At 41.1% G+C, this 16,221-nt stretch carries 17 protein-coding genes and 1 tRNA gene; all 18 read left to right on the forward strand.

Going from position 1 to position 16,221, the window contains the following annotated elements:
- The first annotated feature begins 508 nt into the window (after window positions 1–508).
- The 18 genes from Q7P97_RS13615 to Q7P97_RS13700 all read left to right on the forward strand — a co-directional run bounded on the left by Q7P97_RS13615 (window position 509) and on the right by Q7P97_RS13700 (window position 15,996).
- Window positions 509–2,212, forward strand: coding sequence for a long-chain-fatty-acid--CoA ligase (locus Q7P97_RS13615; RefSeq protein ID WP_303969864.1), 1,704 nt, complete (start codon window positions 509–511; stop codon window positions 2,210–2,212).
- An 89-nt stretch (window positions 2,213–2,301) separates the two neighbouring features.
- Entirely contained in the window at window positions 2,302–2,886 is a 585-nt protein-coding gene (fadR, locus tag Q7P97_RS13620) for a fatty acid metabolism transcriptional regulator FadR (RefSeq protein WP_303969865.1), read from the forward strand.
- A 26-nt stretch (window positions 2,887–2,912) separates the two neighbouring features.
- Window positions 2,913–3,686: an enoyl-CoA hydratase gene (locus Q7P97_RS13625; RefSeq protein WP_303969867.1), complete on the forward strand. Its 774-nt coding sequence runs from the start codon at window positions 2,913–2,915 to the stop codon at window positions 3,684–3,686.
- A 23-nt stretch (window positions 3,687–3,709) separates the two neighbouring features.
- Window positions 3,710–4,483, forward strand: a complete 774-nt coding sequence (locus Q7P97_RS13630) for an electron transfer flavoprotein subunit beta/FixA family protein (RefSeq protein WP_303969868.1) — start codon at window positions 3,710–3,712, stop codon at window positions 4,481–4,483.
- Window positions 4,484–4,519: 36 nt separating this feature from the next.
- A complete protein-coding gene (locus tag Q7P97_RS13635) occupies window positions 4,520–5,494 on the forward strand; it encodes an electron transfer flavoprotein subunit alpha/FixB family protein (protein WP_303969870.1) in 975 nt (324 codons plus the stop codon).
- An 85-nt stretch (window positions 5,495–5,579) separates the two neighbouring features.
- Window positions 5,580–5,894: a thioredoxin gene (gene trxA, locus Q7P97_RS13640; RefSeq protein WP_029052960.1), complete on the forward strand. Its 315-nt coding sequence runs from the start codon at window positions 5,580–5,582 to the stop codon at window positions 5,892–5,894.
- 52 nt (window positions 5,895–5,946) lie between these two features.
- Complete coding sequence (gene uvrC, locus Q7P97_RS13645; RefSeq protein ID WP_303969873.1) at window positions 5,947–7,749, forward strand: excinuclease ABC subunit UvrC; 1,803 nt, start codon at window positions 5,947–5,949, stop codon at window positions 7,747–7,749.
- Between the two features lie 415 nt (window positions 7,750–8,164).
- Window positions 8,165–8,773 carry a succinate dehydrogenase cytochrome b558 subunit gene (locus tag Q7P97_RS13650; RefSeq protein WP_303969875.1) on the forward strand — a complete coding sequence of 203 codons (609 nt, stop codon included), beginning with the start codon at window positions 8,165–8,167 and terminating at the stop codon, window positions 8,771–8,773.
- A gap of 50 nt (window positions 8,774–8,823) precedes the next feature.
- Entirely contained in the window at window positions 8,824–10,578 is a 1,755-nt protein-coding gene (gene sdhA, locus Q7P97_RS13655) for a succinate dehydrogenase flavoprotein subunit (RefSeq protein WP_303969877.1), read from the forward strand.
- Window positions 10,579–10,584: 6 nt separating this feature from the next.
- Window positions 10,585–11,382, forward strand: coding sequence for a succinate dehydrogenase iron-sulfur subunit (gene sdhB, locus Q7P97_RS13660; protein ID WP_303969879.1), 798 nt, complete (start codon window positions 10,585–10,587; stop codon window positions 11,380–11,382).
- Window positions 11,383–11,728: 346 nt separating this feature from the next.
- Window positions 11,729–12,178 carry an acyl-CoA thioesterase gene (locus Q7P97_RS13665; protein WP_303969881.1) on the forward strand — a complete coding sequence of 150 codons (450 nt, stop codon included), beginning with the start codon at window positions 11,729–11,731 and terminating at the stop codon, window positions 12,176–12,178.
- 75 nt (window positions 12,179–12,253) lie between these two features.
- Complete coding sequence (locus tag Q7P97_RS13670; RefSeq protein WP_037561560.1) at window positions 12,254–12,466, forward strand: helix-turn-helix domain-containing protein; 213 nt, start codon at window positions 12,254–12,256, stop codon at window positions 12,464–12,466.
- Between the two features lie 176 nt (window positions 12,467–12,642).
- Window positions 12,643–13,065: a MarR family winged helix-turn-helix transcriptional regulator gene (locus tag Q7P97_RS13675; RefSeq protein ID WP_303969957.1), complete on the forward strand. Its 423-nt coding sequence runs from the start codon at window positions 12,643–12,645 to the stop codon at window positions 13,063–13,065.
- A 9-nt stretch (window positions 13,066–13,074) separates the two neighbouring features.
- A complete protein-coding gene (gene racE, locus Q7P97_RS13680; RefSeq protein WP_303969883.1) occupies window positions 13,075–13,863 on the forward strand; it encodes a glutamate racemase in 789 nt (262 codons plus the stop codon).
- Window positions 13,864–13,991: 128 nt separating this feature from the next.
- Entirely contained in the window at window positions 13,992–14,750 is a 759-nt protein-coding gene (gene rph / locus Q7P97_RS13685) for a ribonuclease PH (protein ID WP_303969885.1), read from the forward strand.
- Window positions 14,747–15,361: an XTP/dITP diphosphatase gene (locus Q7P97_RS13690; RefSeq protein ID WP_303969887.1), complete on the forward strand. Its 615-nt coding sequence runs from the start codon at window positions 14,747–14,749 to the stop codon at window positions 15,359–15,361. Before rph ends, Q7P97_RS13690 begins: the two co-directional genes overlap by 4 nt.
- Entirely contained in the window at window positions 15,358–15,849 is a 492-nt protein-coding gene (locus Q7P97_RS13695; RefSeq protein WP_303969889.1) for a metallophosphoesterase, read from the forward strand. Before Q7P97_RS13690 ends, Q7P97_RS13695 begins: the two co-directional genes overlap by 4 nt.
- Window positions 15,850–15,922: 73 nt before the next feature.
- Window positions 15,923–15,996: transfer RNA gene (locus Q7P97_RS13700), tRNA-Arg, on the forward strand.
- Window positions 15,997–16,221 lie beyond the last annotated feature (225 nt).

Raw genomic sequence — 16,221 nt, forward strand, 5'->3', positions numbered from 1 at the left:
CCAACTTCCGCTTCCATCCTACTTTAATAGTGCTAGTACTTAGATCACTCAATGTAAGTAGTGTGTGAATTATTGTTTTGTCTTAACTTCTTTAGTTTCAAGTTCTACAGTTCAAAATCGATTACAAAACCTATTACAACACTTATTACAACACTTATTTTAATGCACAAAAAGAGTATCACCCACTTACAATGCAAGGGGGCAGCGCGTAGGAGGGGCGACTCCCAGAGGATCAGCTCGACAGGAGAGACAACTAAGAGAGCGCAGCGATAGGTTGGCTCACCGCGAGCCCTCTAGGAAAGCGTCACCTCCGTAGCGCTGATCCCTACCCCAACACCCTCTCCAAATGAATAAATGCATAATGGCAATCACACTAACATAGATTAAGAGGTATTTAACCAAATAATTAAAGCGCTTTCATATTTATCTTGTAAACTAAATAGTTTATCGATATACTAATGAACAAGGAATGTTCAAACAATTACAATATTGTAAAGGAGTTGTGAAGATGACACAAAAACCTTGGCTTGCTACTTATCCAAAAGAAATCCCAACGCATTTGGAATACGAAAATATTCCATTGCAAGACTATTTAACAAGGTCCAGCAAGAAATATGCCAACAAAACGGCAATACATTTTCTTGGGAAAGACATCACGTTCAAAGAATTTCATGAGTCTGCGTTGAAATTTGCTACCTATTTGCAAAAGCTGGGGGTAGAGAAGGGTGACCGCGTAGCCATCATGCTTCCGAACTGTCCACAAGGTGCCATTGCGTACTTTGGTATTCTCTATGCAGGTGGAATTGTTGTTCAGACAAACCCACTATATACAGAACGTGAACTACATTATCAGCTATCCGATTCGGGTGCAAAAGTCATTATTTCACTTGATATCTTGTTCCCGCGTGTCACGAAAGCAATGAATGGAACAGCGCTTGAGAATATTATTATAACGGGGATTAAAGATTATCTTCCATTCCCGAAGAATCTAGTCTATCCATTTATTCAGAAGAAAGAACACAAGATCACTGTGAAAGTGGAACATCGTGGTATTCATCATTTATATACTGAAATAATGAAAACGACGAGTGCAGATCCGATTCATGTAAGTTATGAGACGGGCGATATTGCTTTATTGCAATACACTGGAGGAACTACAGGTCCACCAAAAGGCGTGGAGTTGACACATTCCAATTTAATCAGCAATACTGAAATGTGTAGTGCGTGGTTGTACAAAACGACGGATGGCGAAGAAACGATTATGGGTATTCTACCATTCTTTCATGTCTATGGAATGACGACTGTACTGATCTTTGCAGTAATGAAGGGTCATAAAATGGTACTTATACCTAAATTCGACTTTAAGACTGCGTTAAAAGATATTGACAAATTAAAACCGACTCTATTTCCAGGAGCACCTACTATTTATATAGGTTTGTTGAACCATCCGGATCTAGAGAAATACGATCTATCTTCTATTAAAGCTTGTATTAGCGGATCAGCTGCTTTACCAATTGAAGTAAAAGAGAAATTCGAAGCGGTAACAGGTGGAAAACTTGTAGAAGGGTATGGCTTAACAGAAACATCTCCGGTTGCAATGGCAAACTTTGTGTGGGATGGACTTGAGAAACGTGGCTCTATTGGCGTTCCTTGGCCTGATACGGATGCTTGCGTACTAGGACCAGGGTCTACAGAACCGTTGCCTGTTGGAGAAATTGGTGAAATTGCAGTAAAAGGACCTCAAGTCATGACAGGTTATTGGAATAGACCCGATGATACACAAGAGTCTTTCCGTGATGGATGGTTTTTGACTGGAGATCTAGGGTATATGGATGAAGACGGATACTTTTATATAGTGGATCGTAAAAAAGATATGATTATCGCAAGTGGCTTCAATGTCTATCCACGTGAGATTGAAGAAGTCCTCTACGAACATCCAGCTATTCAAGAATGTATCGTCGCAGGAGTACCAGATCCATACCGGGGTGAAACAGTTAAGGCATATATTGTTTTAAAAGAAGGACATTCGGTAACGGAAAAAGAATTAGATACGTATTGCAGAAAACAACTAGCAGCATTTAAAGTTCCAAAGCAATATGATTTCCGTGAAGATCTTCCCAAAACGGCGGTAGGAAAAATTCTACGCAGAACATTAGTAGAAGAAGAACGAAAGAAATTAACAGAAGATCAGAATACATTGAAAAGTTCGTAACAAAATGCTTGACTAAAACACAAAATAATATTACTATGAAAATATGAATGAACCATCATTCATATTTTCTTTTTTGGTGGTGAAACATAATGAAGCGAACAAAACCTAAATATAAACAAATAGTAGATGCTGCAGTAATTGTTATTGCAGAAAATGGGTACCACCAAGCGCAAGTCTCGAAAATTGCTAAAGAAGCTGGAGTCGCCGATGGAACGATTTATTTGTATTTTAAAAATAAAGAAGATATTCTTATATCCGTATTCAGGGAAAAAATGGCGATTTTCGTAGAGAATATTAAAGAGATATTAAAAAAAGACCTTCCCATTGCAGGAAAATTGCAATTGGTTGTAGAAAGTCACTTTAGAGTGCTGCAAGAAGATCCTCACTTAGCGATCGTCACACAATTGGAACTCAGACAGTCAAATAAAGATCTGCGATTCCAAATCAATAATGTGTTGAAAGAATATATGGTTTTGTTGGATACTTTGCTTGAAGAAGGGGTAGAGAAAGGGGAGTTATCTCCTGATCTAGATCTCAGACTAGCAAGACAGATGTTATTTGGCACAATGGATGAGACGATTACCTCTTGGGTGATGAACGAACAGAAGTTTAATTTAGTCAGCTTAGCGCCTAAAGTTAGCGATATGCTACTACATGGCTACAAGCAGCAGTAAGCATTGCACTAAAGGAGAGATAGTAGATGACATTGATTAACATGGAGAAAGACGGTTATGTCGCATTAGCGAAAATTGACCATCCACCCGCGAACGCACTGTCTTCGAAATTGATTGAAGAAGTGGATCAACTGTTAACTAGCGTGGAGCATGACGACGAGATTCGTGTTATTGTTCTTTATGGAGAAGGTCGTTTCTTCTCAGCTGGTGCGGATATTAAAGAATTCACTACAGTGCACACGGGTGAAGCGTTCACGAATCTATCTAGTAAAGGTCAAGAAGTTTTCGAACGCTTAGAAAACTTCCCTAAACCTGTAATCGCTTCCATTCATGGTGCAGCACTTGGTGGCGGCTTGGAGTTGGCAATGGCATGCCACATCCGTTTGGTTACGAAAAGTGCTAAACTCGGCTTACCTGAATTGCAACTCGGGCTAATACCTGGATTTGCAGGAACACAGCGTTTGCCACGCTTAGTTGGTGTAGCAAAAGCGACAGAAATCATGTTGACGAGCGATCCGATTTCAGGCGAAGATGCAGTACAATGGGGTCTTGCAAATCATGCGTATTCAGATGAAGAACTTTCAACTGAGACATTGAAGCTTGCGAAGAAGATCTCTCAAAAGAGTCCGATTGCAGTGAAGCATGCATTGCATATGCTTTCTTATTCAAAAGACCAGTCATTCTATGATGGGGTGGAAGCAGAAGCAAAGTCATTCGGAGAAGTATTTGTCTCTGAAGATGCAAAAGAAGGTATTCAAGCATTTATTGAAAAGCGTCAACCTACATTTACAGGGAAGTAATTATCGAATAGGAGGTTCTATTAATGAACATTTATGCATTAGTAAAAAGAACATTTGATACGGAAGAAAAAATTTCAATCTCAAACGGTGCCATTGCTGAAGATGGTGCAGAATTCATCATCAACCCATACGATGAGTACGCAGTAGAAGAAGCTATTAAACTACGTGATGAACACGGTGGGGAAGTAACTGTATTATCGATCGGTGACGAAGATTCAGAGAAACAATTGCGTACGGCATTGGCAATGGGTGCAGATAAAGCAGTACTCATCAATATTGAAGACGACATTGATGATATTGACGAATATACATCAGCGAAAGTCATTGCAGATTACTTAAAAGACAAAGATGCTGATTTGATTCTTGCGGGTAACGTAGCTATCGACGGTGGTTCAGGGCAAGTAGGACCACGTGTAGCAGAATTGCTTGGGATTAACTATGTTACGACAATTACTGAATTAACAATAGACGGAACGAACGCAACAGTTGTACGAGACGTAGAAGGGGATTCAGAAACTATTGAAACATCCCTACCACTTCTAGTTACAGCACAACAAGGTCTGAACGAACCGCGTTATCCTTCTTTACCTGGGATTATGAAAGCAAAGAAGAAACCTCTCGAAGACCTAGAGTTTGATGACCTAGATCTAGAGGAAGATGAGGTAGAAGCGAAGACGGAAACGAAGGAAGTCTTCTTGCCACCAGCTAAATCAGCAGGGCGTGTACTCGAAGGAGAGCCAGCAGATCAAGCGGCAGAACTTATAAAATTATTGCGCAACGAAGCGAAAGTACTTTAATTCATATAGAGAACCGTAATTAGGAGGGACTACATTATGTCAAAGAAGATGTTGGTTTTAGGTGAAGCACGCGATGGAGAACTACGTAACGTATCATTTGAAACAATTGCAGCAGCAAAGAATATTTCAGGTGGTGGAGAAGTTGTCGCTGTTCTTATTGGCGATCAAGTTCAGTCACTAGGTGAAGAAATGATTCATTATGGAGCGGACCGTGTAGTAACGGTTGAGCACCCACACTTGAAATACTACACGCCAGACGGTTTTGGTCAGGCATTCATGGCAGTTTACGAAGAGGAGTCTCCGGACGGCGTAGTATTCGGTCACACAGCTATGGGTAAAGACTTATCACCCAAAATTGCAAGTAAGCTTGGAACAGGTTTAATTTCAGATGTAACGAAAATTGAAGGAGAAGGCGACGATGCAGAATTCATCCGTCCAATCTATTCCGGCAAAGCATTTGAAAAAGTGGAAATTAAAGAAGGTTTACAATTTATCACAATCCGTCCGAACAACATCGAGCCGTTAGCACACGATGCAAGCCGTTCAGGGGACGTCACAGCAAAAACTGTAGATATTACAAATCTTCGTTCTGTTATCAAAGACGTAGTACGTAAATCAACAGAAGGCGTAGATTTATCTGAAGCAAAAGTAATAGTAGCAGGTGGTCGTGGAGTTAAAGGACCTGAAGGATTCGAGCCTTTAAAAGAATTGGCTGATCTTCTAGGCGGTGCGGTAGGTGCTTCACGTGGAGCATGTGACGCAGATTACTGCGACTATTCACTACAGATTGGTCAAACGGGTAAAGTTGTTACTCCAGACTTGTATATCGCAGCTGGAATTTCTGGAGCAATCCAGCACGTAGCCGGTATGTCTAACTCGAAAGTCATTGTCGCGATCAATAAAGATCCAGAAGCGAACATCTTTAAAATTGCAGACTACGGTATCGTAGGTGACATCTTCGAGATCATTCCGATGATGATTGAAGAAATTAAAAAGATCAAAGTCAGCTAATGTTTTGGTACAGGCATTTTTTTAGCCCCTTCTATACCTCCGTGATATAATACGAATATAGTTAAACACTAAGGAGGAAATAATAATGGCAATTATTAATGCAACTGATTCGAACTTTGCTGAAAACGTAAAAGAAGGCGTAGTACTAGTAGACTTTTGGGCACCTTGGTGTGGACCATGTAAAATGATCGCTCCTGTACTTGAAGAACTTTCAGGTGAATTAGAAGGAAAAGCGAACATTGTAAAAGTAAACGTTGATGACAACCAAGCAACTGCTAGCCAGTTCGGCATCATGTCGATCCCAACACTTCTACTCTTTAAAGATGGAGAAGTAGCTGAGAAGGTAGTAGGCTTCCAACCTAAAGAAGCACTTGCACAACTAGTTGAAAAACACGCATAAATACATTGGACCGGGGCTGCTTTAGCACCCGGTCTTTTAGTAGGTGAAAATAATGAATGAAATTATTGAACATAAACTTTCAATCCTCCCCGAATTGCCAGGATGCTATTTAATGAAGGATCGTCAAGGCACCGTCATTTATGTAGGGAAAGCAAAAGTGTTGAGAAATCGTGTGCGCAGTTATTTCACGGGATCACACGATGGCAAGACCCAGCGATTGGTCGGAGAAATAGAGGATTTTGAATATATTGTCACCAATTCTGAAATTGAAGCCTTGATTCTGGAATTGAACATGATTAAGAAATACGATCCCAAATACAATATTATGCTGAAGGATGATAAAACTTATCCTTACTTGAAAATCACCAATGAAAGACACCCGAAATTGATTATTACTCGTAAAGTAAATAAGAAATCGGGTAGATACTTTGGACCTTACCCAAATGCTACTGCGGCGCATGAGACCAAAAAGTTATTGGATCGACTGTATCCATACCGTAAGTGTCAAAGTATCCCAACGCGTGCCTGTTTGTACTATCATATTGGACAATGTTTGGCGCCTTGTATCAAAGAGGTACCTGCAGAGGCGTATACAGAAATGATTACGGACATTACACGATTTCTAAATGGTGGTTATAAGGAAGTTAAAAAAGAGCTCGAGCAAAAAATGAATAAAGCAGCTGAAGAGTTGGAGTTCGAACGCGCGAAAGAATATCGTGATCAAATCACAAATATCGAAACTGTTATGGAAAAGCAGAATATGAATGCGAACGACTTTACTGACCGAGATATTTTCGGCTATGCAGTCGATAAAGGTTGGATGTGCGTTCAAGTGTTCTTCGTACGTCAAGGTAAAATGATAGAACGTGACGTATCCATTTTCCCAGCCTATAGAGATCCTGAAGAAGAATTACTGACGTATCTAGGCCGTTTCTATGGAGAAGCCCAACATTTATTGCCTAAAGAAGTACTTCTTCCAGAGACCGTTGATTTTGCGTTAGCAGATCAATTGCTTGATACAACCGTGTTAATACCGCAACGTGGAAAGAAAAAAGAACTTGTCAAACTTGCTGCCAAAAATGCGTCTATTGCATTGAATGCAAAGTTCCAAATAATTGAGCGACAAGAAGAACGTACAATTGGCGCTTGTGAAGAACTTGGAGAAGCGATGAATATTAGTACGCCTCTTCGAATAGAAGCATTTGATAACTCTCATACACATGGAGTGGAACCGGTATCCGCGATGATATCATTTGTGGATGGACGTCCGAATCGTAAAGATTACCGAAAGTATAAAACGAAAACAGCTGCAGCTCACGATGATTATGGAGCTATGCGAGAAGTAGTTAGACGACGTTACGCACGTGTATTAAAAGAAGAATTGCCTTTACCGGATTTGATTGTGATCGATGGTGGGAAAGGGCAAATGGAAATAGCCCGAGAAGTCATTGAAGATGAACTCGGCTTATCGATTCCTATTGCGGGTCTTGCAAAGGATGATAAGCATAATACGGCTCAGTTGCTATATGGTCATCCTCCTGAAATCGTTCCATTGAAGAAAACGAGTGAAGCATTTTATTTATTACAACGTGTTCAAGACGAAGTTCACCGCTTTGCTATTACGTTCCATAGACAACGTAGAGGCGCATCATCACTAACATCTTCCTTAGATGGTATTGATGGTATTGGGCCAAAACGTAAGCAACAACTATTGAAGCATTTTAAATCAGTGAAAGCCATACGTGAAGCGACACCTGAACAATTGAAAGAGTCTGGAATGCCTAAAAAAGTTGCAGATGACTTGATCGCTCACTTCCAAAGACCGGAAGATAGTCAAAAGCCCCTGACTGAGTAGTCAAGGGCTTTTCTATAGTAAAGTACTTTAATCTTCTAAAAGCAAAAACATGTTTCAATTTCGCCACATTTTTTCGGAATAGTCAGATATCAGTAGTTTAAAATGTAAATTGGATTATAGCCTAAATTACTTTCGATTAATAAGTCATGATAACCTGTTTGAAAGAGCGTCATTAACAGCTTCTTGCATTGTCGGCAACTGTCGGATCATGTGGTTAATAATGTAGTAAAACGACATTATTGGAAAAGTCATAATATAGTATAAAAAGTAGACAGCATCTTGACCTGCCCCAAACAGAGGAGTACAATGTACATGTTATCATATTATACCACGAAGAGAGATACTGGTGAATGCGGACCAAATAGAGAATCGCATCATTACAGTATATTCTCAGAAATAAGGGAGGGTAAAAGACTTGTCGAAAGAATCAGATTTTTTCTTACGCCGTCTACACTCGTTGCTTGGAGTTATTCCAGTTGGTCTATTTGTTGCCCAACACTTAGTTATTAACCACTTTGCAACGCGCGGTGAAGAAGCATTCAACACAGCATCTAACTTTATGGGGAACTTGCCGTTTGTCTTGTTCTTGGAATGGTTTATTATTTATATTCCACTCATGTTCCACGCTTTTTACGGAGTGTACATAGCTTTTTCAGCGAAATACAATGTGGGCCATTACAGCACTTTCCGTAACTGGATGTTCACGCTCCAACGGTTCACAGGCGTATTCCTAGTCATCTTCATCGCATGGCATGTATACGAAACTCGTATTCAAAAAGCGCTTGGTACTGAAGTAGACTTTAACATGATGGCGGATATCTTATCGAATCCACTTATGCTAGTATTCTACATGGTAGGTATTCTTTCTGCTACTTTCCACTTAGCAAACGGACTATGGTCTTTCTGTGTTACTTGGGGAATTGCACAATCACCAAGATCACAACAGATCGTATCTTATATTACGATCGTTGTATTCCTAGTACTTTCTGTAATTGGAGTTCAAGCACTTCTAGCATTTGTATAATTAATTAAAACAACTAATGAAATTACGTATAATTGAGGAGTGAAACAATAATGGCAAAAGGCAGATTGATTGTCGTCGGTGGAGGACTAGCTGGACTAATGGCTACCATCAAGTCAGCAGAAGCTGGCGTACCGGTTGACTTGTTTTCGCTAGTTCCAGTAAAACGTTCCCACTCCGTATGTGCCCAAGGTGGCATTAACGGTGCTGTAAACACGAAAGGTGAAGGCGACTCCGTCGACATTCACTTTGATGATACAGTGTACGGTGGAGACTTCCTAGCGAACCAAAAACCAGTACAAGCAATGACGGCAGCAGCTCCTGGAATCATCCACTTATTAGACCGTATGGGTGTTATGTTCAACCGTACACCAGAAGGTTTATTAGATTTCCGTCGTTTCGGTGGTACACTTCACCACCGTACAGCGTATGCGGGTGCAACTACAGGACAACAGTTACTGTATGCTCTTGACGAACAAGTTCGTTCTCATGAAGTAGCAGGACTTGTTCAAAAGTATGAGCATTGGGAGTTCCTTGGAATCATCAAAGACGAAGATGGAACTTGCCGCGGTATCAAAGCTCAAAACATGAAGACAATGGAAATCGAAGCATTCAAAGCGGATGCTGTCATCATGGCAACAGGCGGCCCTGGGATTATCTTTGGTAAGTCTACAAACTCTGTAATCAATACAGGTTCTGCAGCTTCCATCGTTTATCAACAAGGTGCAAAATATGCAAACGGCGAATTCATTCAAATTCACCCAACAGCAATTCCTGGAGACGACAAACTTCGTCTAATGAGTGAATCTGCACGTGGTGAAGGTGGACGAGTTTGGACATATAAAGATGGTAAGCCATGGTACTTCTTGGAAGAGAAATATCCAGACTACGGTAACTTAGTTCCACGGGATATCGCAACACGTGAAATCTTCGACGTGTGTGTAAACCAAAAACTAGGTATCAACGGTGAAAACATGGTGTACTTGGATCTATCCCACAAGGATCCTAAAGAACTTGATATTAAACTCGGTGGAATCATCGAGATTTATGAAAAGTTCACAGGAGACGATCCACGTAAATTGCCGATGAAAATCTTCCCGGCTGTTCACTACTCAATGGGTGGACTATGGGTTGACGATCACCAGCAAACAAGCATCCCAGGTTTATTTGCAGCGGGCGAATGTGATTATTCACAGCACGGTGCAAACCGTCTAGGTGCGAACTCATTGCTATCTGCTATCTACGGCGGAATGGTCGCAGGACCAAACGCAATTGATTACATGAAGCATCTGAAGCGTACTGCTGATGAACTTCCTGCAACGATCTTCGAAGATGCAATTAAAGAAGAACAACAGAAATGGGAAGACACTCTTAAGATGGACGGTACAGAAAATGCGTACGTTCTTCACAGAGAGCTTGGCGAATGGATGACTGACAACGTAACGGTTGTTCGTTTCAATGATAAGTTGAAGCAGACAGACGATAAAATTGTCGAGTTACTTGAGCGCTATGAAAACATTAACATTACAGATACACAACTTTGGTCTAACCAAGGAGCTATGTTTACACGCCAGTTGAAGAACATGCTATATTTAGCACGTGTAATCACTTTAGGTGCATTGAATCGTGACGAGAGCCGTGGCGCGCACTATAAGCCAGAATTCCCGAATCGTGATGATGAGAACTTCTTGAAAACAACAATTGCGGAATTTGACGGAGTATCTGCACCAATTATATCTTATGAAGAAGTAGATACTTCTATCATTCCTCCACGTATCCGCGATTACTCAGCGAAGAAAGGAGATTGATAAAAAGTGAGCGAACAACAAACAGCAAGTGCAACTGCAACTGCTACAAAAACTGTCGTGTTTGACATTCAACGTCAAGATACTGCCACTTCAAGTCCTTATACTGAAAGATTTGAAGTTCCATATCGCCCGAATATGAACGTAATCTCGGCTTTGATGGAAATCAGACGTAACCCTGTAAATGCAAAAGGTGAAAAGACTACGCCAATTAACTGGGATATGAACTGTTTGGAAGAGGTTTGTGGAGCATGTTCAATGGTTATCAATGGTCGTCCTCGTCAGTCATGTACTGCATTGGTAGATCAGTTGACACAACCTATTAAACTTGAGCCTATGCGCACATTCCCAGTCGTTCGTGACTTAATTGTTGACCGTGAATTCATGTTTGATTCGTTAAAGCGTATCAAAGCTTGGGTTCCGATTGATGGAACGTACGATCTTGGTGAAGGCCCTCGTATGCCTGAGCGTAAGCGCCAGTGGGCATATGAATTGTCTAAATGTATGACTTGCGGTGTATGTCTAGAAGCTTGTCCGAACGTTAACGACAAGACGAACTTCATGGGACCTGCATTGATGTCACAAGTACGTTTATTCAACGCCCATCCAACGGGTTCAATGAACAAAGATGAGCGTTTGGCTACAGTAATGGGAGACGGCGGAATCACTGAATGTGGTAACGCGCAGAACTGTGTAGTGGCTTGTCCTAAAGGAATTCCTTTGACAACTTCTCTTGGTGCAATTGGTAGAGCAACAACGATCCAAATGTTCAAGAACTTCTTCGGAAGTGACCACCAAGTAGATTAAATTCTATAAACTAAGCTGTCCAAGAAGTCGTAACTCTACGACTTCCTGCGACAGCTTTTTTGTTGTTTCTTAATGGATTGGGAGAACGGTGTTGGGGTTAGGGATTAGCACTCCGGAGGGGACGCTTTCCTAGAGGGCTCGCGGTGAGCCAACTAGGAAAGCGTCCGCCAACTGGAGCTTCCATCCCCTCGTACTCCAAACTTCCTCACTATTCTTAAGCATTCACTTTTGAATTTAAATCCATTCACACACAGTAACATTTTTTACGTCATTTGACGTTCATACATATTTTGATATAATGAAAGAATGAATAGTCATTCATTTGTAGAAAAAGGGGGATATGTAGATGAGAGCGAGTTATATTGAAGATGCAGAGCAATGGGAACGAGGGTTTGAATTTCACGCTGATGTCTCTGTACGATTTTCGGAGACGGATATGTATGGGCATCTAAACAACACGAAGGTATTCGCGTACTTTGAATACGCACGCATCGAATACTTAAAAGACCTGAATCATATGGCGAAATGGTTGGACCCAAAAGGTCTAACAATACCAATCGTTGCGGATTTACAATGCGACTTCGTCAAACAAGTATACTTTGACGAGAAGCTTCGAATCTATGTGAAAGCTAATTCTATGGGCAATAGTTCCGTAGATTTGCACTACATGGCAAAAAATGAGCGTAATGAAATTGTGTGTACGGGTAGAGGCGCAATTGTTCAAGTGGGAAGAAAAGACGGTAAACCTGTTGCTTGGACTGAAGAAGAAAAGTTAGTGTTCTTGAAAAACTCTTAAAAGCCTACACAGCCGCCCTTGCGCTTACATATCTTAAGGTGAAAGCGTAAAGAGGAGGGGCGCATCTTGGATGAAATGCAAAACCGTTCTTTATTAACAAACCGGGAACGACAAATTTTCACTTTGCTAGTAGACGATTTTACAACAAAAGAAATTGCTGGACAGCTGACTATTAGTGAGAAAACCGTAAGAAATCATATTTCGAATACGATTCAAAAACTAGGCGTATCAGGCAGAGCACAGGCTATTGTTGAGTTACTACGTTTAGGAGAACTTCGGCTGAACTAAAAGTACTATCCGCCTAGGATCATTGTCTAGTTTTGTGCAAACCGTGTCGATCACTCCCTCTCTAGCAAAAGATCGCTTGTAAAATTGTTGCGTTCATCAACGAAAACGGTACAATGAAAAGATAGGATTCATTTCAGGGAGCTGATTTTTTGTTGAATGAACAGAAAAACGTATCAATGGATATCGCAAAGATGGAAAAAGATCTACGTTACATTGCATCCATTATCAAGGAGCAAGGACGAAAAATATTAAAAAACTCTACGATTACACCTCCTCAATTTAGCGCTTTACAATGGCTGCTGGAATATGGGGATATGACAATCGGCGAACTATCCAATAAAATGTTCTTGGCTTTTAGTACAACGACTGATTTAGTAGACCGAATGGAAAATAATCAACTAGTAAAGCGAGTGCGAGATGAAAACGATCGTCGCGTTGTCCGCGTTCATTTATTACCTGAAGGTATACGTATTATTGAAGAGGTTATACAGAAGAGACAAGAGTATTTACAGGATGTCCTTGTGAACTCAAATGAACAAGAAATTCAGCAGTTTTCAGGATTGCTGGCAAAATTGCACGAACAGATGACAAGAGATTGAGGGATTACATTGAATGCACCTATTGGAGTAATTGATTCAGGAGTCGGCGGACTTACAGTAGTTAGAGAGTTACGCAAATATTTGCCGAATGAACCTATAATTTATATCGGCGATGATGCACGTTGTCCGTATGGTCCTCGGCCTGCGGAAGACGTGTTGCAATTTACGATGGACATGGTAAATAGTTTAGCGCAAATGGGTATAAAAATGCTCGTTATTGCATGTAACACTGCGACTGCTATCGCGCTAGAAGAAGTACGAAAACAATTTGACTTTCCCGTAGTTGGAGTTATTCAACCCGGAGCCAGAGCGGCTGTTAACGCATCGCAGACAGGCGAAATCGCTGTGCTTGGGACAATGGGCACCGTGAAGAGTAAAGCATATGATGAAGCAATACATGCGCTGAGACCACAAGCAATTGTTCATTCGCTTGCATGTCCGGAGTTTGTACCAATCGTAGAGAGCGGCGAATATCGTACGCAGGCAGCAAGAGATATTGTAGACCAAACATTATTGCCTTTGCATAGCCATTCGTTTGATTCTGTTATACTTGGTTGTACGCACTATCCATTATTACAAGATCATATTGAAGCCCATTTCTCTCATCAAAAAAATGTTATTTCTTCAGCAGTGGAGACTGTGATTGACGTGGAGCGTATTCTTGAAGCGGCAAACACGTTGTCTGTTTCAGCTGAAGAACCTATATTTTATACAACAGGCTCGAAGGATAAGTTTCAAGTCATTGTTGAAGATTGGCTTGCCATTCCTCAACCTGACGTACGCTTATTGACGCTTTAAAATAGAAGACAGGACTCGAAAACAGTACGTTGTTTTCGGGTTTTTTGTTGTGTTTATGGTAAGATAGGTTGAATGTAGACTTGATGAACCGGTCACAACAAATATATGAACTATAACGGAGGAAGCACATGAGACATGATGGAAGAGCTACAGAAGATATTCGTACAGTAACAATTGAGAAAGATTATTTGATTCACCCAGAAGGTTCCGTACTGATTTCAGTTGGAAATACGAAAGTGATTTGTACAGCGACGATTGAAGATCGAGTGCCGCCATTTATGCGTAATAGTGGAAAGGGCTGGATTTCTGCTGAGTATTCTATGTTGCCGCGTGCTACAGGGCAACGGACAATTCGTGAATCATCCCGTGGTAAAGTCGGTGGTCGTACAATGGAAATACAGCGTTTGATTGGACGGGCTTTACGCGCGGTAGTTGATTTAGATGCTATTGGTGAGCGTACGATTTGGATCGACTGTGATGTCATTCAAGCCGATGGAGGAACACGTACATCTTCTATTACAGGTGCATTCGTTGCATTGGTCATTGCTGCGAATAAATTACAAATCGAAAAGAAGCTGCCTATATTCCCAGTTCGTGACTTCCTTGCTGCTACAAGCGTAGGGAAACTGGCTGATGGTCAATTGATCACAGATCTGGACTACGTAGAAGATTCTTCGGCTGACGTTGATATGAATGTGGTAATGACGGGACAAGGCCAATTCGTGGAACTGCAAGGGACAGGCGAAGAAGCTACTTTTTCTCGCGCGGAAATGAATGATTTATTGACGCTGGCTGAATCGGGAATTGAACAATTGATTGCGATTCAAAAAGAAGTGTTAGGTGAGTTGGCGGATAAGATTGGACAACAGGCAGGCGAAGTGCAATGAAAGAAGTGTTAATTGCAACGAATAATAAAGGCAAGGCGAAAGATTTTGAAGTTCTCTTTCGCCCTTTGGGTATCACTGTACTGACCTTGCAAGATATAGAAGAATCAATTGATGTAGAAGAAACGGGTACCACTTTCGTTGAAAATGCCGTTCTAAAAGCGGAGACTGTTGCAAATTTACTAGGGAAAGTAGTAATTGCAGATGACAGTGGACTAGAAGTTGATGCACTCAATGGTGAACCGGGTGTCTACTCTGCACGCTATGCAGGCGAGCCTTCAGACGATGAAGCGAATATCGATAAGTTGCTAGCTAATCTTGTAGAAGTACCTGAAACAGCGCGTCAAGCTCGTTTTCGGTGCGTTCTAGCGATTGCGGGTCCTACTATCGAAACCACTACTTATTCGGGTAGCTGCGAAGGTTTCATTACTGATCAACGACAAGGAACGAATGGATTCGGTTATGATCCAATATTTTATGTGCCGAGTAAAGAAAAGACTATGGCAGAGCTATCTGCAGAAGAGAAGAGTGCCATCTCTCATCGTGGAGCGGCGTTAGCTCAGTTAAAAGAACGGCTACCTGAATTTATTAAGAGGCTAGGTGAAATGAAATGAAGCTAATTGTTTTAAGTGATTCACATGGCGACATAAATACAGTGAAGCAGATTAAATCATTACAAGCAGACGCCATATTCCATTGTGGCGACAGTGAGTTATCTGCAAAGGATCCTTTGCTTAATGGAATCCATATTGTTCGCGGTAATTGTGACAATGATGAGCAATTTCCAGCAACTATAGTACAGAAAGTGGGCGATGAGACTGTATTCATTGTCCACGGCCATGAACACGACGTCAAACGCTCTATGCTGACTCTTTCCTACGCTGCAGCCGAGCAACAAGCTACTATTGCATTATTTGGTCACTCGCATTTATATGGAGCTGAGATGATCAGCGGTGTATTATTCGTTAATCCAGGAAGCACGACGCAACCACGTGGCGGTAGGGCAGCGACGTACGCAGTCATTGAAATCGACGATGCTTATACTGTGAGTTTTTATAGCATGAACCACGAATTAGTAGACCAAATTATATTTAATAAATAGTTTTATGAAATAGTGTTGACTTATCTTTGGATTATGCATATAATAGTTCTTGTGCCTGTGGTTGCAGGTGTTTGTCTCAGTAGCTCAGCTGGATAGAGCAATGCCCTTCTAAGGCATCGGTCGGGGGTTCGAATCCCTCCTGGGACGTTATAAAATGTATGGTAAGATAATATAAAAAGCGCTGTAAACGTTGAGAAATGACGTTTACAGCGCTTTTTATTGTGAGGTATCACCGCAATTAGTATTTTAAAATTCCTCCATGCGGGCAGGGCGGTGATTGGCAGGTTGCCACCCGTAATGCCTATATTGATTTCCCCTATAGAAAATGTTTATGCTTACAAAATTCATTGTGTAAAAGAACTGGGGAGTTGT

Origin of the sequence: Sporosarcina ureae (assembly GCF_029267015.1) — a bacterium.
In the GTDB taxonomy this organism is placed as follows: Bacteria; Bacillota; Bacilli; order Bacillales_A; family Planococcaceae; genus Sporosarcina; species Sporosarcina ureae_D.